Source organism: Marinigracilibium pacificum (assembly GCF_012926615.1).
In the GTDB taxonomy this organism is placed as follows: domain Bacteria; phylum Bacteroidota; class Bacteroidia; order Cytophagales; family Cyclobacteriaceae; genus Mangrovivirga; species Mangrovivirga pacifica.
The window spans coordinates 426,544-444,042 of sequence record NZ_JABBNU010000001.1; the positions used below are offsets into that span (position 1 = coordinate 426,544).

A 17,499-nucleotide genomic window follows, 5' to 3' on the forward strand; every position below is an offset into this window, starting at 1 on the left:
TTTTGATATGACATTTTTTAAACGATCACTGTGGCTATTTTTTATAGCTATATCTACTTTTTATTCTTTTGGTCAAACCACATCATTTGCGGAGGCAAAAGTAAAAGAAAAAGGACAGCTCAATTATTATTATGACACTAACCCCGGATTTATAAATGTAAGCTCCGGCACACAAAGTGGTATCTGTGCAGATATCCTTACTGAGTTTGAAAAGTGGGTTAAAGCAGAATATGGAATTACCCTGGTTACAAACTATGTCCCAACTAAAAATGAAAGTTTTTCTATTTTCCTAGAAAAGGTAAAAAATGGTGGAGCAGGAATAATTGGAGTAGGAGGAGTTACAATCACTGAAGAGAGAAAGAAGTCATATAGCTTTAGCCATCCTTATATAAATAATATTTCCATTATGGTTACACATTCATCAGTGCCTTCGTTGCGTTCGCCTGAAGAAATGGCTAGCAAATTTTCAAATATGATAGCGTTATCGGTTAGAGGTACTACTAATGAAAAAACTTTGTTGGAATTAAAGAAAAAATATTTTCCATCTATGAGAATTGAATATATGCCTAGTTCAAACTTATTAGGAGAGAAAATTTCTAAAGATCCAAAGTATTTTTCAATTGTAGACCTTGGATTCTTTTTAGTGTCATTAAAAGAATACAGATCAGTTAAACCTCAACCTGCATTGAACGAATCAAATGACAAGTTTGGATTTATTATGCCTAAAGATTCAGACTGGGCACCTATATTGTCAAAATTTATAAAAGAAGTATATCTGAATAGTTCTGATTATAGAAAATCAATTGCTAGTAACTTGGGTGCACCGGCATTAAAACTACTAGACTCTTATGCAAATTAATCTCAAGTAAAAAAAATTATGACCTCAATTTATCTAAGTTGAGGTTTTTTTATTTCTTGATTTTAAACCAAAAATGTCATGTTTTGTCATTTGAACAGCGGTTTTTGGGATTTTGATTTGATGGCAGAGGGACCAAAAACTAGGCAACACAAAATTAAAAATAGGAATAATTATACAAAAAAATTTTTATTGGCATATCTATAAAAATTGCTTGTGTTTCTTTGGTGGGGAAGCTATTTTTCAGTTCTGATATGAACCTAAATTTTTTGATATGACATTTTTTAAACGATCACTTTTGCTATGTTTAATAGCATTTTCTACTTTTTCTTCTTTTGCTCAAACCACATCATTTAAGTCTGCAATGCAAAAGAAATCAGGTACTCTTGAGTACTATTATATTTCATCTCCAGCGTTTGCAGATAATGTTGGAGGAAAAGAAACAGGTATTTGTGTTGATATCCTCAATGGTTTTGAGACCTGGGTAAAATCAAAATATGGCATTACCTTGAAAACAAGGTATATTCATTCTGCTGGGGATAGTTTTGTTAAGTTTTTGACGGATATTAAGACCGGAGGACCTGGTGTTATCGGTGCTGGTGGAGTTACAATTACAGAGAAAAGAAAGGAAGCATATACTTTCAGCCATGAATTTATGACGAATGTATCAATCCTGGCAACTCATGCAAATGCGCCAACTCTTTCTTCTGCTGCTGATATGTCAACTGCATTTAGTGGTATGACGGCGCTTGCCGTAAAAGGTACTACCAATGAGAAAGCTTTGTTAGAATTGAAAGCGAAGCACTTCAAGAATATGACAATTGAGTACCTTCCAAGTATCAAAGACCTTAGCCAGAAAATAGCAGAGAATCAAAAGTATTTCTCAATTATGGATTTGGGTTATTATTTGTCTTCAATGAAACAACATCGTACAATTAAGAGACAACCTGCAATGGATATGTCAAATGAACTACTTGGTTTTATTATGCCAAAGGGTTCAGATTGGGCTCCTGTTTTATCTGAATATATAAGAACAGTTTACAATAATAGCCCTGAAAGAAGAAAATCAATTGCTGCTCACTTAGGACCATCTGCATTACGATTATTAGATTCTGTTGGTCAGTAATCGAATAATAATATATTTGTTAACCTCAACTTATAAGAAGTTGAGGTTTTTTTCTCTTACAATATCATTATATCTCATCTACTAATGGCCATTTTAACAATTTCAGCAACTAAAGTAGTCACGGTATTAAGGAGCTTCTTTGGTAAGCTATTGTTTTTAAAGCGCTTTTAGGTAGTACACTTATAATACATCAAATTAACCTATTTATTGAAATGAGATTTCTTAAAAAATCCCTCTGGTTATTCATAATTACGGTATTTAATTTTTCATCATTTGGTCAAACCACATCATTTGAAATAGCTAATCAAACTAAATCAGGATCTCTTGAATACTTATATTGCTTTTCTCCTGGGTTTATAAATAAGAAAGGAGGAGATGTTTCAGGTATTTGTGTTGATATTTTGAAAGGGTTTGAAAGTTGGGTTAAAACTAAATATGGCATTACTCTAACGACAAAATATACTCATATACCTGGCGATAGCTTTTCTGGGTTTATGGAAGGTGTAAAGTCTGGTGGTCCAGGGGTAATTGGAGCTGAAGGAGCAACAATTACTGAAAAAAGAAAAGAAAATTATTCTTTTAGTCATCCTTTTATTACTAGTGTATCTATTTTGACTACCCATGCTAATGTACCAACTCTTAAATCTGGAAAGGAAATGCCATCTACCTTTAATGGTATGATAGCATTAGCAATAAAGGGGACAAGTAGTGAAAAAGCACTATTAAAATTGAAGGCTGAGCATTACCCAAATATGAAGATTGAGTACTTAAAAAGCTTTTCAGACTTAAATAGCAAAATAGCTGAGAACCCTAAATATTATTCAATTGTTGATTTGGGATATTTTCTTTCATCAATGAAGCAATATCGAACAATTAAATGGCAGCCTGCCTTAAATCAATCAAATGAATTGCTTGGCTTTATTATGCCAAAAGACTCTGATTGGGCTCCAATATTGTCTCAATATATAAAAGAAGTATATCATAACAGCTCAAATAAAAGACAGTCAATAGCCACACATTTGGGTCCGTCAGCTTTAAGATTGTTAGATTCAGTAGGAAATTAATAAATCCAATGATTGGAAGCCTCAGTTCATGATTTTGGACTGGGGCTTTTTTATGCCTAAATAGTTAATACAGCTATAAGCTTGCTTATTAACGTTGGAAAATATATGAATTTTAAAACAAGCCATTCATATAATAATAAAAATTGTAAATTTTATTACATAGCGCCTAATCCAAATAGTATTTTGTTTTGATTGACAAAACCAAATTATTATTTTCCGTTTTTAACCAAAATTCGGAATGCTATGAAATCATTTATTTTTAATGCATCTATTTTATTGATGCTTATTGCCTTTATTGGGAATAATGCTTTTTCTCAAACAACATCTTTTTCTAAAGCGAAGGAAACTGGTAGTGCCACTATCGAATATGTTTATCTTAATACTCCAGGCTTTATTGAAAAACGATCAGGAAGTATGAATGGTCTATGCTATGATATAATAAAGCACTTTGAAACATGGCTGAAAATAAACCATGGCATTTCAATTAAAGGAAATTGGGTTGAGACTCCAGACAATAGCTTCACTTCCTTTATGCAGAAAGTAAAATCAGCAAATGACGGTACCGTTGGTGTAGCTAATATTACTATTACACCTGAAAGAGAAACTCAATACACATTTAGCTCTCCGTTTATTAATAATATTTCAATTTTAGTAAGCCATAACTCCATTAAGACTCTTTCCAATCCAAACGATATCGGAACAGCTTTCAAAAACATGACTGCAGTTACTGTTAAAGGTTCTACTAATGAAAAATACCTTCGTCAAATAAAGTCAAAATATTTTAAAGAGATGAAGATTGAATATCTGAACAGTAATATTGATGTGAGTAAAAAGGTTTCTATGGATCCTAAATATTTCAGTGTGCTTGATTTCACATATTATCTTTCTTCGTTGAAAGACCATAGAACTATAAAAAGACAACCTGTAATGGATGAAGCAAATGAATACTTTGGGTTTATAATGCCATTAGGATCTAGTTGGGGACCTGTCTTTTCTGAATTTTTATCAGATCAATATTTACAGTCTGGCCAATATAGAAGCACACTTGCAAAACATTTAGGCCCAAATGCCTTAAAACTATTAGACTCTGTTCAATAGACAAAAAAAAGAAAAAGCTGCCCGGGGAGAGCAGCTATCTTTCAACCAAAACATTAGGAATTTATCAACTATGAATAAAGAGACTGTAAAATTACTGATTCTTGGCAAAATCTCAAATGCAGTAAAATGATTTATTTACCGTTTAACATTTTTTTACACCGTAAAATTAAATTATAGTACTATTAAAAGGAAGTTTATGGTAATTTGATTAAAAATAATAGTTATGGCTCGCTACTATATCATTCTTGCTTTATTCATATTCTTAGCTGGTAAGTTAGGGCTGATAGATGGGTTTGTTGCAGACTCGGCTATGACTTTAGTTTTTGGAATCACTATTCTTGAACAATTCAGTTCTATACGTAAATACAAAAAATCTAAAAAGCTTAAACCGTTATTAATTGTTATTCTTGCAATACTTTTAAACGCTCTCATTATTCAAGGATTTGAGATTGGTTTAGACAGCTTAGTTGCTCAAGGTATTGATAAGGTAGAAAATGTTTCCAATCTTGATGGGAATGTATTTCTTGACAATAACATTTTTTTTAAAGTACTTTCAATGATAATTGAAGTTGCTTGATAATTTGTCTTGATGAAGAAAACATTAATTTATTGGTTATGTCAATCCATCTGGATTGTATTTGCATTTTTTCAAATCATCGGGTATTATCTTACCCTAAACGATATTACTTTACCTGCGGCTTTTAGTTATATTTCATTTGCTGTTTATGGCATTATAGTTACCCACATCTATCGATTTATAATTATCAAATATGGTTGGCTAAATCTTCCTATTTCTAAAATTTTACCAAGGGTATTCTTATCAACTTTTATTATGAGTGTTGTGGGATATCTCTGGGGGTTAGGTACTGTTCATATTGCTAGTATCTATGATGCTTCTAATGATGTTACCATACCAACTTTTATCGCAAATATTCTCGTAAATGAATTTTTGTTTTTGATTTGGTCCCTTATATATTTTTCATATCACTATATAAGTAACTATAGAGCCAATTTAAAGTATCAGGCCTATATTAACGAAGTGAGATTAAATCAACTCAAATCACAATTAAACCCACATTTTATTTTTAATGGTTTAAACAGTATTAGGGCATTAATTGATATCGAACCTGATAAAAGTAAATTGGCTTTAACCAAACTCAGTAACATTCTTCGAAAGTCATTAATTTTTGATAGTAAGAAACTTATTGACCTCAGAGAAGAAATCAAAACGGTAACTGATTACCTCTACCTTGAAAAGATCAGGTATGAGGAACGTTTAAATTTTAATATTGAAATAGAAAAGGAAGCAGAAAACATTCCTGTACCACCAATGATGGTACAAACACTGGTTGAAAATGGAATCAAACATGGGATAAGTAATTTGATTAACGGAGGGTGTATTTCAATCAAAGCTTTTAAAAAGAATACACATTTAATTTTAGAGATAATTAATAGTGGGCAATTACCAAAATATCCTGTTACAAGAGCAAAAGGTCATGGCCTTGCTAATACCAGAGAAAGGTTAGATTTACTTTATTCTGGTAAGGCAACATTTAAAATTGCCAATTATGGCGAAGATAAAGTTATAACCAGTATAAAATTACCACTTTAAAGATTTACTGAATAAATTAGAAATCATGAGAGCAATAATTGTTGATGATGAGAGGTTAGCAAGAGTAGAGTTATCTTCTTTGTTAAAAAACTTTGATGAAATAGAGGTCATTGATGAAGCTGTTAATGCGGATGACGCTTATGAAAAAATAAATAAACACCAACCTGATCTTCTTTTTCTGGATATACAAATGCCTGGAAAGACTGGATTTGAATTGCTCGAAATGTTAGAAATCGTACCTAAAGTGATATTTACTACAGCGTATGATGAATATGCTCTTAAAGCATTTGAAGTGAATGCACTTGATTATTTACTAAAACCAATTCAGCCGGAGCGACTTAAAGAAACTTTACATAAACTGCAAAAGGCAGAAGAAAGTATTTCAAAGGAGCCTGATACTGTTGAAAAGTCAGCTTCAAAGTTGTCACAGGAAGATCAGGTGTTTGTAAAAGATGGTGAAAGGTGTTGGTTTGTAAAATTATCTGACATTAGGCTTTTTGAATCTGATGGCAATTACATTAAGGTTTATTTTGAAAACAATAAACCAATGATCCATAAGAGCCTAAATGCACTAGATGAAAAATTAGATGAAAAAGCTTTTTTTAGAGCAAGTAGAAAACACATTATTAACCTAAACTGGATTGAAGGTATCGAGCCATGGTTTAATGGTGGATTACTCGTAAAGTTAAAAGGTGGTGAAAAGATTGAAGTATCCAGAAGGCAAGCAGCTAAGTTTAAAGACATGATGAGTCTTTAAGGTTGCCTTCCGGAAAGTTTCAAAAGGGTTGATAGAAAGAGATTATTTTCTAATCATTTCTATCAGCTCTCTTTCAACATCCCAGTCTTTAGCAAGCTTCAGCATTGCTGTAGCTTCCATTTCAGTAATGTATCCTTTTTGATTATTTGCTTCCCATACAAGTTTGATGTAATTAAGCTTCTTTTCTTTATCTAGCTTGCCAATTACATCATTCAGAAGGCTTCGTGCTCGTTGAAAGGCGGTATAATAATCTTCCGCAATGAAATTGTTTGCCCACTCAAGTTCCTCATGTGCATCAAGTTCATCAGCTGTATCACCCAGCATCTTTTCCTCGTCTTCGTCAAGTCCGTGATAATGAAAAATTACTGACTTTAATAAAATGTAGGCTTTCTTTTCCTCTTGCGTCATTACGAAAAATTACTTTCTACAAATATATATTAATCTTTTAAAAGTCGATAAAAAGAAAAAATATTTTGAATGGTTGTACTTAATAAAATAGGTTAGAGGCTATTTCATCTGCGAATAGTTTACCTCTAGTAGTCAATTTATAAAAATTATTCCTAAACTCGCCTAATCCGGCAGATGAAATTTCTTGAAAATAATTTTCGTGATCTTTCATTATATCAGACCCAAATCGATTTTTAAATTCAATTGTATCTATTCCTTCTATTAATCTAAGCTTGGTCATCAAATATTCATTCATTTGATCTTTTATGCTTAGAACTTCATTTTCGATAGGGAGAATGCCACTTTTTAATGAGCTTATATATTTCGCATTGTTTGAAACATTCCAAAATCGCTGATCATTTTTAAATGAATGAGCAGAAGGGCCAATTCCTAAATATGGGATTGCATTCCAATATGAAGTATTGTGTACCGCCCGACAACCTGGTTTAGCAAAATTTGAGACTTCATAATGTTCATATCCATGATCTTCAAGGATTTGCACCAATAGTAAATATTGATCAATAACATCATTGTCTTCCATTGGCTTGATTCTTCCTTTTTTTAACCAATTTCCGAAAACGGTTTTTTCTTCAATGGTTAATGAATATGCAGATATATGTTCTGGATTATATGACAATGCCTTCTCAACGTCTTTTCTCCACTCATTTAGATTTCTACCGGGAATTCCATAAATGAGATCAAGGCTGAATCTATTAAATCCGGTGTTTTTACAGTCTTCTAAAGCTTTAACTGCCATTTCAGCATTATGTGCTCGATTAAGGAACTTTAATATTTCTTCATTAAAACTTTGAATTCCAATGCTTAACCTGTCAACGCCTGAAATTTTCCATTTTAGTAATTTTTGTTTGGTTATATCATCAGGGTTAGCTTCAAATGTAAATTCACTTAAGTTTGATGGTAAAGTAAAAGAACTATTCAGTTCATTTATTATGGCATCAATATTTTTTTGATTTAATGTTGAGGGAGTACCGCCTCCAAAATAGAGAGTTTTAATCTCCGCATCTTTAAAAAAATCTTTTCTTAAATTTATTTCTGTTAACATTGCATCAACTAATGCATCAATATTTTTCAGATTAGTGCTGAAGTGAAAGTCACAATAATGACAAGCTTGTTTACAAAATGGAATATGTATATAAATACCGCTCAAGTGCTAGGGGTGTTATTTTGTTTGACTTATTCTTTTGCTTTTGGTCAAAATTATTCCATTAAAGTTCAAAATACTGACCTTCACTATGAAATTGTTGGTTCTGATTCGGCAGATCTAAGCACAATAATCAAAAAATATAAAAAAGCCGGCTACTCAAGTATAGATATTGACACCTTATATTTAGGTAATTCGGTAGTTTATTCAATTAATTCACCACTAATAATTAATCCAAAGTATATTTTAGTAAAAGATTATGTATCTGGAGATACCTTAGAATTTTCTGAAGTTCATAATTGGAACCAATTTTCTGAATTGCGACTGAAAATATTAAATAATTACTTAAATAATGGATATCCTTTTTGTCAACTAAGATTTTCATCAAATGATATTCATAAGAATACATTTAGTTATCTGCTTAATAAAGGAAGAAGGATTTATTTTGATACATTAAGAATCAATAATTCCAATCAGTTAAATAATCTTTTCTTAAGTAAGTATCTACAAATTAAGCCTGGTTCTGAGTTTGATCAGTCAAAGATTGAAGAAATTAACAATCGTATGAGCAGACTTACCGGTTGGGACATTCAGTCAATAGATACTATGATCTTCAGGTTGGGAAATGCTGAGCCCTACATTTCAATTAAAAGAAAGAATAAAGATTATCTGGATTTTTTTGTAGGGTTAACTAATAATAATTCCGGTACAGTTTTTACCGGACAGGCATCGTTGGGCTTGTTCAATTTGTTTAAAACAGGGAGAGTACTTCAATTGGAATGGCAAAGAGTAAGGGCTGGTTCCCAATATTTATTGGCCGATTATTATCACCCCTATTTATTTAGCCCATTATTCTCAGGTGAAGCAAAGCTCGAAATAATTAAAGCTGACAGTACTTATAATAGAGTAAGGACTGAATTGAAAGTTTTTGGTAATGCTGGTGGTAAGGTAATGTATGGAGTTGGGTATTATTATGAGGATAATTCGGCAATTAGTAATAAAGCAACAGAAAATGGAATTCGTCCGTCAGATAAGGTTAATATAAATGGAATATTATTGTCAGCTGATTATAACAGCAGGTATTCTATTCCAGAAGGAGAGAAAGTTTCATTTTATCTTGATTTTGTTTTTGGAAGAAGAGTTGTTAAAGATTCGGTGTTTAGCGAGTCAGGAAGTTGGATAAAAGCATACTCTAATATTTCTTTTAAAGAAAAGATAAATAATAGGCTAGAAGTTAAACTTGGCTTAACTGGTTTATATGCTCCGTTAAAAGGACAAAAGGTTAATGAAGCCTTTCGTTTTGGAGGAATTAATGAGTTTAGGGGTATTCCGCAGAAGGCTTTAAGTCTGGAACAGGGAGCATCTTTCCAGTCGGAGTTAAGATTACTTCTTGAAAGAAACAGTTTTTTATTTATGCATCTTGATGGAGGTGTATTTAGAGAGTATGGTCTTGGCACAAGCTACCCTGTTAGTGCAGGTCCGGGTATGTCAATCAAGTTTAATTCGGGTACTTTAGACCTAGCTTTTACTTTTTTATTGAATGAACCTTACGCATTTTCATCAAATGTGCCTTTAATGCAAGTAGGTTATCGGGCAAATTTATAACTTTGGAAGATTATTTTTCTGGCAGAACTACTGACGATGAGTGAAGTAAATGTTTTTCTATCTTTTTTATGGGCAGCTTTAGTGTCTTTGTATGCTATTCCTTCAATCGTAAGGGTAGCTACAAAAAAGAAGTTGTTTGATAGACCTAATCATCGAACTATCCATGATAAAAATATACCCCGGTTAGGAGGGTTAGCAATTTTTGCCGGGTTTGTATCTGCTTTATCAATATTCGGAATAATCGAAGGGTCAGTTCAGTATCTATTGGCAGGAGTTTTACTTATCTTTTTTATTGGTATAAAAGATGATATAATCGAAGTAACAGCAATAAAAAAACTGTTGGTTCAAATACTTGCTGCTGGTGTAATTATTTTTCTGGCGGATATCAGATTAACTAATCTTGATGGGCTATTTGGAATTTATGAAATACCGGATAGCATTTCATATTTCCTTTCATTTATTATTTTGATAGGACTTACAAACGCCATTAACCTGATTGATGGACTTGATGGTTTAGCCGGGACAATAGTTTTTATAATAAGCATAACCTTCGGAGTATTATTTTTTCTACAGGGAAGTTTGTATTCTTTTGTTGGTTTCAGCATGGCTGGGGCAGTCTTTGGGTTTTTAAGACACAATTACAAGGATGCTAAAATATTTATGGGTGATACCGGTTCTCTTGTATGTGGTTTTACCGTCGGTGTTATGGCTTTGGAATATGTGGTTTCAAATAACGAACCAGGTACTGCAGGATTGGCAATAGCTATTCTTATTATTCCTGTACTAGACACAACAAGAGTGTTTGTAATAAGAATACTTAAAGGAGTAAACCCATTTGATCCGGACAGAAATCATATTCATCACAGACTTTTAGGGCTTAATCTTAACCATAGCCGCGTTGTACTTACCCTGGCAGCAATAAATATTATATTTGTGACTTTTGCTTTGTATTTGAAAGAATATGGAAGTGACGTCGTGTTTGCTGTTGTAGGTATAGCAGCATTTATTTTTTCAATGATATTGGAGGTTAAAACAAAACCATATTTGCCAAAGGGATGAGAGGGGTATTAATATTTATTTTTATTCTTTCAGGATTCTATCAAGTTTCGGGGCAGACGCTTATCAGAGACTATAAGCATGATCTGATGTATTTTGATCAGACTCAAAGATTGTACCTTCCTTATACTTATGGCAGTTATGATAAGCATGATGCTATACATATATTAATCACAAAACAGCATTGGTCTGGTGATGGTCTGGTTATCAAGGCTCCGGTCGAATCTGCCTTTTTAATAAATCAGAAGGTCGTTTATACATTTAAACAAGATTCATTAACTGTTCCGATAAGTCGGACATTTGAAGAATACAACTCAGACTCATTGTTTATTTCAGTTTTTTCTCCGGGCCTTATCCCTGAAAATGATTTATCAATGAAAAGTTATATTGATGATGAGAATATTACATCTGACGTAAAAATCTTAACATATTTCAGTCGGACAAAACAAAACATGGATCATAAAATTATTGCGGTAATTTTTATATCTGTTTTCCTGATTATTTTTAAAACTGCAAATCAAAAAAAATTCCACGAGATCAACAGGCTAGACCGTTTGTTTTCAATAAGAAGAAAAGAGGAGGATTCAGGGCTTGCGACTACAGAGCTTGCCACTTTTGTTAATATAACACTAATCTCTTTAACATACAGTTACATCTTCTTAACGCTTTTAAATAATTCTGATATTGTCAATCCTGCTGGCTTAACTGCCTGGTTACCAAGAAATAATTACATGATGTGGTTGGCGCTTTCAGGTGTCTTTTTTATGATCTTTTTTATAAGGATGCTGATAATACAGTTTTTTGCAAGTATGTATCAGATTGATTCCTTTAGTTCTGAGCACTTTTTATTTCAGATGAGGCATTTTACAGTTATTGCCTGGGTGTCATTGGCATTAGTTTTGATTGTAGATTATTCCTTTTTAGGAGTGACAAGTAGTAATTATGATATAGTACTATTTACAGTATTATTTTTACTTGTTCTATCTGAAATATTACTTTATCTAAAGGCAATAGCTTACACAGGCTATAGGAAAATGCATATTATTTCCTACCTTTGCGGAACGGAATTTGTACCCTTACTAATAGCAGTAAAAGTTCTGTTGATTATATAACTATTTTTCGGTGAATTTATGAGTGATATTAAACCCATGTCTAAGGAAGTTGAGTCTAGACTTAAGGAGGTTAAGACGATTTTGGTATCCCAACCTGAACCAGCGAGTACCAATAATCCGTACAGAGCGCTAGCGGAAAAATACAATCTTACTATTGATTTCCGTCCGTTCATACAAGTTGACCCTGTACCTTTTAAGGAATTCAGGAAGCAAAAGATTGAAATTCTTGATCATACCGCTATCATCTTAACTAGTAGAAATGCAGTTGATAATTTCTTTAGAATTTGTGAAGAATTAAAGTTAGAAGTGCCTTCAGATATGAAGTATTTCTGTATTTCTGAGCAGACGGCTAACTATCTTCAGAAATATATAGTGATTAGAAAAAGAAAAATATTTACAGGCCTTCGTACAGCTGAAGACCTAATTGAAATACTTAAGAAACACAAGAAGGAGAGATTTTTATTCCCTTGTTCAGATATCAGGAAGGAAGACATTCCAACATTTCTGGATGAGAACGGATATAACTGGACTGAAGCAACAATGTATAAAACAGTTGCTAGTGATCTTTCCGATCTTGATGATGTAACTTATGATATAATAGCATTTTTTAGTCCTTCAGGAATAAATAGTTTATTTGTTAACTTTCCTGAATTCAAACAAAATGAAACAAGAATTGCAGCATTTGGTCCGACAACTGCCAAGGCAGTAAGAGACCATGATTTAATACTTGACATTGAGGCTCCATTGCCAAATGCACCAAGTATGACTGGTGCAATTGAGTACTATATTAAGAAGGCAAATAAGCTCGATTAATAAGTTATTCGGTTAATTTTTGTACATCTTGTTGGTCTGGACTGAAAAAGTTAGTTATAGTCAGGTTGCAATTATAAAAAAATTGCTATATTTAAATTTATAGTTTAAAGAACAGCATGAAGTTGCGATACTTTTTTACCTGTATATCAAGTTTTTTATTGTTAGCTAATGTCAGTTTGGCTCAACAGGATGTCCCTTTGAGTCAATTCATGTTCAATAAAGTATATTATAATCCGGCGTATTCAGGGGTTGAGGGGTTGACAAAGTTTACTGCTTTACATAGAACACAGTGGGCTGGCTATAATACTACTTTTGACGGAAACGGCGGAAACCCGGTGACTCAAATGTTAACAATGAATACCGCGCTCTTGAAAATGAGCAGCGGGGTGGGATTCTATGTTGTCAATGACAGGCTAGGTCCTCAAAGTAATCTTGAGATTCAGGGTTCTTTTGCTTATCACCTCAGGGTAGGTGATTCGAAATTAAGTTTTGGCGTACGAGCCGGAGCATTTTCACAAACGATAGACTTTGATCAATATCGTGCGGTGAATCCCGACGACCCTTTATTGGGTAGTGGAAAGGAGACACAAATCCGCCCGGACCTTTCAATCGGCGCGTGGTTTCAGCACGAGGATTTTTATATTGGTGTAAGTTCTGCCCACATAACTGAAGCAGAATTCGACTTCAACGTGGAAAGTTTACGAAATCCAATCAAAACTCATTTGTATTTGATGGGGGGGTATGATTATGATCTTAATTATGATTTTACTGTCACTCCTTCAATCTTAGTGAGAACAGATTTGGTTCAGTATTCTTTTGATTTGGCGGTACTCGGTACATATAAAGAAAAAATGTATGCGGGACTGTCATATAGGCAGGAAGAAGCCATAATAGCCATGTTAGGCTATAGTTTTTTGAAAGAAAACGCTATGAAAGTAGGGTATGCGTTTGACTACATAGTATCAGAGCAAAGTGCAAAACAGGCAACCTCACATGAAATAATGTTGAGTTATACATTGCCAGTACTACCTCCCGCTGCTAAAAAAGTAATACGTACCCCAAGATTTAGACATTAGGAGTATTTTTATGTACTTGTAAGAAATTGAGTGTTTTCGACCTTCAATTTTTGGAATAGATTTTTTTACTTTACCGAAAATTGAAAATGAATACAATAATTAATATCCTTTTTTAGTTATTAATTTGGTATCATAGATTTTTTGCGGAAAAAAGCTTAAAACAGTATATTATGAACAAAGGTTTCTTTAGAAAATCCCTATTGCTTGCCGTGACAGCAATGGCTGTATTTTTTCAAAGCTGTGGATTATTCGGTGGCGGTGGTAATTCAGGTGGAGACTATAAAGGAGAGCTTTTAGGGGCTCAAGGACGTCCACCAGGATGGGTGATGAACGTTCCTTACGGGATGGTGGCTATACCTGCCGGTACTTTCCACATGGGGCAAGCCGACCAAAACGTGGCCGCCTCAATGATCAACCTGAACAAACAGATCACAATTGGTCCGTTCTACATGGATGACACCGAAATCACTAACAATGAGTATAGACAATTTATTGAGTCTATCCAGCAAGATTCAGCAATGGCTGAAGGTGAAAGTGGCGAATTAAGTGTTTACTATCCTGACACAACAGTTTGGGTAAAAGACTTTGCTCACCACATGGGTGACCCAATGATGGAATACTATTTCTGGCATCCTGCATTTGACGACTATCCGGTTGTTGGTGTGTCTTGGGAAGCAGCAAAGTATTTCTGTAAGTGGAGAACTGACTTCTTAAACAGTTATAGAGCATCACAAGGTCTTTGGGCTATGCCTGCATTCAGACTTCCGTCTGAAGCTGAGTGGGAATATGCATCAAGAGGTGGTCGCGATATGGCTAAATATCCTTGGGGTAACCCTTACATCCGTAACTCAAAAGGATGTATGTTGGCAAACTTCAAGCCTGGTAGAGGTAACTATTATGATGATGGATTCCAGTACACTGCTCCGGTAGCACAATATTTCCCTAATGACTGGGGGCTTTGGGACATGTCTGGAAACGTGGCAGAGTGGTGCGAAGATGCTTTCCACCCGGCTTCTTATCCTGTAGTTTGGGACCTTAACCCAACATACTATGACGAGGCTGAGCCAAGAAAAGTAATTCGTGGTGGATCTTGGAAAGACATTGCTTACTACCTAGAAACTGGTACTAGAGCTTTCGAACACAAAGATTCAACAAGAGCTTACATTGGTTTCCGTTGTGCATTGACTAATCTAGGTCGTTCAAGCGGAGCTGAGTTTAACTAAATTAGAATTAATCTGTAATTTTTAATATCAATTTTTTTCACAACCTAAAAATCTAGTAAGATGAGCAAAAAAGGTGGATTCTCTAATCTATTGTATGGTACTCTTATGCCGAAGATATACGGTATTGGTGGTGCAATCGTAATTATCGGTGCTCTTTTTAAAATTCTTCACTTAGAAGGAGCTGATATAATGTTGATCGTTGGTCTTGGTACTGAGGCGTTAATTTTCTTCCTTAGTGCGTTTGAACCAAGTCATGAGGTGGACTGGGCAAGAGTATATCCAGAATTAGCGGATGACTATGACGGACCTCTTGGAATAAGCACAAAATCAACTGGTGGAAGCGGTGATTCTGTTTCTAAGCAACTTGACAAAATGCTTGAGTCTAACAAAGTTGGTGGCGATCTAGTAAAAAGCCTTGGTGACGGACTTAAGAATCTTTCTGAGTCAGCGTCTAAAATGGCTGATCTTAGCAACGCTGCAGTAGCTACTAATGAGTATGCTTCTAATGTAAAGCAGGCTTCTAAGTCTCTTTCTGACATGAACAAGTCATACGGTACTACTATGACTGCTATGTCTGAAATGGCTAACGCAGCTAAAGATGCAAAAGAATATCATTCTCAAGTACAATCTGTAACTAAGAATCTTTCTGCACTTAATGCAGTATACGAAATGGAGCTTCAGGATGCTAACAGCCACTTGAAAGCAATGAAGAAATTCTACGGTAACGTTGCTACTGCTATGGATAGCATGGCTGGCGCTGCTAAAGAAACTGAGACTTTCAAGAATGAGCTTGGTAAATTAACTACTAACCTTACTTCACTTAACAACGTTTACGGCAGCATGTTGACTGCAATGCGTGGTGGTAAGTAATTTGTTAGTATCGTAATCATTAATTTTTAAAATTAAATTAAAAGTTTATGGCTGGAGCTAAAGAAACCCCAAGACAAAAGATGATTGGTCTTATGTACCTGGTGTTGATGGCAATGCTTGCCCTCAACGTATCATCTGCTGTATTGGATAAATTTATATTCCTGAATGACAGCCTTGAATCTTCTGTTAAACAGACGAAAGATATAAACAGTAATACTGTTCAAAGGATTCAAAGTGCCGTTGAAGAAGCAGGAAGTAGAGAAAAAGATATGGCTGTACTAGATAAAGCGAAGAAAGTTCGTGAACTGGCAGCCGGTGCTATCGAATATACCGAAAGCATTAAAAAGGAAATCATTGATGCTACTGGCGGATATGATGCAGATGGTGATCTAAAAGGTAAGAAAGACACCGAAAAAATGGCTAACCTGATGATCAATAAAGGTAAAGGTGAAGAGTTAAAATCGAATTTAAATAAGTTCGTTGCTGACCTTGAGTCTTTAACCGGAATGGATTTTGAAGATATCGCATTTGACGGTAAGGATCACCCTACTTTCAAAGATGTTGAAGAGCATGCAAAGAAAGATTTTGCAACTCTTAATTTCGATCAATCTCCTACTGTAGCAGGTCTTGCAACTATCACTCAGTTTCAAACTGAGGTAATGTCAAGAGCTAACCGTGCACTAGAAGCACTTGCTCAGCAAGTTGGTGCTGGTGACCTTAAATTTGACTTGGTTAGTGTAAGAGTTGTGCCTAAATCTTCTATCGTAGCTGCTGGTGCTGTTTATGAAGCTGACTTATTCTTAGCTGCTTCTTCATCAGCTGGAAATGCATCTATGTATGTTGATGGTAATGAGATTCCAGTAGAAGGATCAAACGGTAAAGTTAAATTCCGTGCTAAGCCTGGTAATTATGATAAGAAAACTGGTTTAGCTAGAAAGACTTACATTGGTAAAATCGAAATGAATGACTCTGCATTTGTAGATACAATCGAATACTTCGTAGCACAACCTGTAATTCAGGTTACTGCTCAAGCTGTTCAAGCATTATATCTTCAGTGCGGTAACGAACTAGATGTTCAGGTACCTGCTTTAGGAGCTGAATATAATCCACAATTCTCAGCTAGAGGTGGTACTGCAATTGCAGGCAATAAACCTGGTCTTGTGACCGTTGTACCTACAGCTGCTGAAGTAACTCTTAGTGTAAGTAGTGGTGGTGACGCAATTGGATCAAGAACATTCAAAGTTAAGCGTGTACCTAAACCTGAAATCGTAGCAAAATCAAGAGGTAGAGCTGTTAACTTGAAGCAAGGTGTTCCTGCTCCAGGTCCAACTTCACTAGAGCTTGATGCGATTGCTGATGAAGATTTCAGAGCAATGCTTCCTAAAGATGCAAGATATAGAGTTTCTGAATGGAGAATCACTCTTGCTCGAGGTAGCAGACCAGTTGACCAGCAAGTTGTTAGAGGTTCTAACGCTAGCTTATCAGGAATAGCTCAGAAAGCAAGAGCTGGAGACAGACTTGTAATCGAGGTAACTAAAGTACAAAGAATGAACTTTAGAAATGCGGTTCTTGATGTGCCAATGGGATCTGGTTCTTCAATTATAACAATACCTATTAACTAA

At 34.4% G+C, this 17,499-nt stretch carries 17 protein-coding genes; 15 read left to right on the top strand and 2 right to left on the bottom strand.

The window, feature by feature from the left end; all coding sequences use genetic code 11:
* Nucleotides 1-7 precede the first annotated feature (7 nt).
* From HH304_RS01895 to HH304_RS01925, 7 genes are all read left to right on the top strand, one after another.
* Nucleotides 8-859: a transporter substrate-binding domain-containing protein gene (locus tag HH304_RS01895; protein WP_169677747.1), complete on the top strand. Its 852-nt coding sequence runs from the start codon at nt 8-10 to the stop codon at nt 857-859.
* Between the two features lie 271 nt (nt 860-1,130).
* Nucleotides 1,131-1,982, top strand: coding sequence for a substrate-binding periplasmic protein (locus HH304_RS01900; protein ID WP_169677748.1), 852 nt, complete (start codon nt 1,131-1,133; stop codon nt 1,980-1,982).
* 212 nt (nt 1,983-2,194) lie between these two features.
* Nucleotides 2,195-3,046: a substrate-binding periplasmic protein gene (locus HH304_RS01905; protein ID WP_169677749.1), complete on the top strand. Its 852-nt coding sequence runs from the start codon at nt 2,195-2,197 to the stop codon at nt 3,044-3,046.
* Between the two features lie 243 nt (nt 3,047-3,289).
* On the top strand, nt 3,290-4,144 hold the full coding sequence (locus HH304_RS01910) for a substrate-binding periplasmic protein (protein ID WP_169677750.1): 855 nt from the start codon (nt 3,290-3,292) through the stop codon (nt 4,142-4,144).
* A 223-nt stretch (nt 4,145-4,367) separates the two neighbouring features.
* Nucleotides 4,368-4,721, top strand: coding sequence for a hypothetical protein (locus HH304_RS01915; protein ID WP_169677751.1), 354 nt, complete (start codon nt 4,368-4,370; stop codon nt 4,719-4,721).
* 12 nt (nt 4,722-4,733) lie between these two features.
* Nucleotides 4,734-5,756 carry a sensor histidine kinase gene (locus HH304_RS01920; protein WP_169677752.1) on the top strand — a complete coding sequence of 341 codons (1,023 nt, stop codon included), beginning with the start codon at nt 4,734-4,736 and terminating at the stop codon, nt 5,754-5,756.
* Between the two features lie 25 nt (nt 5,757-5,781).
* Nucleotides 5,782-6,513 (top strand): LytR/AlgR family response regulator transcription factor, encoded by a 732-nt coding sequence (locus HH304_RS01925; protein WP_169677753.1) that lies wholly within the window; start codon nt 5,782-5,784, stop codon nt 6,511-6,513.
* Between the two features lie 42 nt (nt 6,514-6,555).
* Here HH304_RS01925 and HH304_RS01930 read toward each other — a convergent pair whose 3' ends face one another.
* Nucleotides 6,556-6,921: a hypothetical protein gene (locus tag HH304_RS01930; RefSeq protein WP_169677754.1), complete on the bottom strand. Its 366-nt coding sequence runs from the start codon at nt 6,919-6,921 to the stop codon at nt 6,556-6,558.
* A 79-nt stretch (nt 6,922-7,000) separates the two neighbouring features.
* Nucleotides 7,001-8,128, bottom strand: coding sequence for a radical SAM family heme chaperone HemW (hemW, locus tag HH304_RS01935; protein WP_169677755.1), 1,128 nt, complete (start codon nt 8,126-8,128; stop codon nt 7,001-7,003).
* On the opposite strand from hemW, the gene HH304_RS01940 reads away from it, so the two are divergent.
* The 8 genes from HH304_RS01940 to porM all read left to right on the top strand — a co-directional run bounded on the left by HH304_RS01940 (nt 8,108) and on the right by porM (nt 17,499).
* Nucleotides 8,108-9,727, top strand: a complete 1,620-nt coding sequence (locus HH304_RS01940; protein WP_169677756.1) for a BamA/TamA family outer membrane protein — start codon at nt 8,108-8,110, stop codon at nt 9,725-9,727. The two genes, hemW and HH304_RS01940, sit on opposite strands and share 21 nt — an antisense overlap.
* A 36-nt stretch (nt 9,728-9,763) precedes the next feature.
* Entirely contained in the window at nt 9,764-10,786 is a 1,023-nt protein-coding gene (locus tag HH304_RS01945) for an MraY family glycosyltransferase (RefSeq protein ID WP_169677757.1), read from the top strand.
* Nucleotides 10,783-11,895, top strand: a complete 1,113-nt coding sequence (locus HH304_RS01950; protein WP_169677758.1) for a DUF4271 domain-containing protein — start codon at nt 10,783-10,785, stop codon at nt 11,893-11,895. The genes HH304_RS01945 and HH304_RS01950 overlap by 4 nt, the downstream gene beginning before the upstream one ends.
* Before the next feature lie 36 nt (nt 11,896-11,931).
* Nucleotides 11,932-12,708, top strand: coding sequence for a uroporphyrinogen-III synthase (locus HH304_RS01955; protein WP_271711465.1), 777 nt, complete (start codon nt 11,932-11,934; stop codon nt 12,706-12,708).
* 116 nt (nt 12,709-12,824) lie between these two features.
* Nucleotides 12,825-13,784, top strand: a complete 960-nt coding sequence (locus HH304_RS01960) for a PorP/SprF family type IX secretion system membrane protein (protein WP_169677760.1) — start codon at nt 12,825-12,827, stop codon at nt 13,782-13,784.
* Between the two features lie 170 nt (nt 13,785-13,954).
* Complete coding sequence (gene porK / locus HH304_RS01965) at nt 13,955-15,007, top strand: T9SS ring complex lipoprotein PorK/GldK (protein WP_169677761.1); 1,053 nt, start codon at nt 13,955-13,957, stop codon at nt 15,005-15,007.
* Between the two features lie 60 nt (nt 15,008-15,067).
* Nucleotides 15,068-15,877, top strand: a complete 810-nt coding sequence (gene porL, locus HH304_RS01970; RefSeq protein WP_169677762.1) for a type IX secretion system motor protein PorL/GldL — start codon at nt 15,068-15,070, stop codon at nt 15,875-15,877.
* Nucleotides 15,878-15,924: 47 nt separating this feature from the next.
* Nucleotides 15,925-17,499 carry a type IX secretion system motor protein PorM/GldM gene (gene porM, locus HH304_RS01975; RefSeq protein ID WP_169677763.1) on the top strand — a complete coding sequence of 525 codons (1,575 nt, stop codon included), beginning with the start codon at nt 15,925-15,927 and terminating at the stop codon, nt 17,497-17,499.

Bases quoted from the DNA above. Each gene is read 5' to 3' on its own strand.
- HH304_RS01920 (WP_169677752.1), top strand. From the start codon at position 4,734: ATGAAGAAAACATTAATTTATTGGTTATGTCAATCCATCTGGATTGTA.
- HH304_RS01945 (WP_169677757.1), top strand. From the start codon at position 9,764: ATGAGTGAAGTAAATGTTTTTCTATCTTTTTTATGGGCAGCTTTAGTG.
- porL (WP_169677762.1), top strand. From the start codon at position 15,068: ATGAGCAAAAAAGGTGGATTCTCTAATCTATTGTATGGTACTCTTATG.
- HH304_RS01895 (WP_169677747.1), top strand. From the start codon at position 8: ATGACATTTTTTAAACGATCACTGTGGCTATTTTTTATAGCTATATCT.
- HH304_RS01955 (WP_271711465.1), top strand. From the start codon at position 11,932: ATGTCTAAGGAAGTTGAGTCTAGACTTAAGGAGGTTAAGACGATTTTG.
- HH304_RS01950 (WP_169677758.1), top strand. From the start codon at position 10,783: ATGAGAGGGGTATTAATATTTATTTTTATTCTTTCAGGATTCTATCAA.
- porM (WP_169677763.1), top strand. From the start codon at position 15,925: ATGGCTGGAGCTAAAGAAACCCCAAGACAAAAGATGATTGGTCTTATG.
- HH304_RS01960 (WP_169677760.1), top strand. From the start codon at position 12,825: ATGAAGTTGCGATACTTTTTTACCTGTATATCAAGTTTTTTATTGTTA.
- HH304_RS01905 (WP_169677749.1), top strand. From the start codon at position 2,195: ATGAGATTTCTTAAAAAATCCCTCTGGTTATTCATAATTACGGTATTT.
- porK (WP_169677761.1), top strand. From the start codon at position 13,955: ATGAACAAAGGTTTCTTTAGAAAATCCCTATTGCTTGCCGTGACAGCA.
- HH304_RS01900 (WP_169677748.1), top strand. From the start codon at position 1,131: ATGACATTTTTTAAACGATCACTTTTGCTATGTTTAATAGCATTTTCT.
- HH304_RS01925 (WP_169677753.1), top strand. From the start codon at position 5,782: ATGAGAGCAATAATTGTTGATGATGAGAGGTTAGCAAGAGTAGAGTTA.
- HH304_RS01930 (WP_169677754.1), bottom strand. From the start codon at position 6,921: ATGACGCAAGAGGAAAAGAAAGCCTACATTTTATTAAAGTCAGTAATT.
- HH304_RS01915 (WP_169677751.1), top strand. From the start codon at position 4,368: ATGGCTCGCTACTATATCATTCTTGCTTTATTCATATTCTTAGCTGGT.
- HH304_RS01940 (WP_169677756.1), top strand. From the start codon at position 8,108: ATGTATATAAATACCGCTCAAGTGCTAGGGGTGTTATTTTGTTTGACT.
- HH304_RS01910 (WP_169677750.1), top strand. From the start codon at position 3,290: ATGAAATCATTTATTTTTAATGCATCTATTTTATTGATGCTTATTGCC.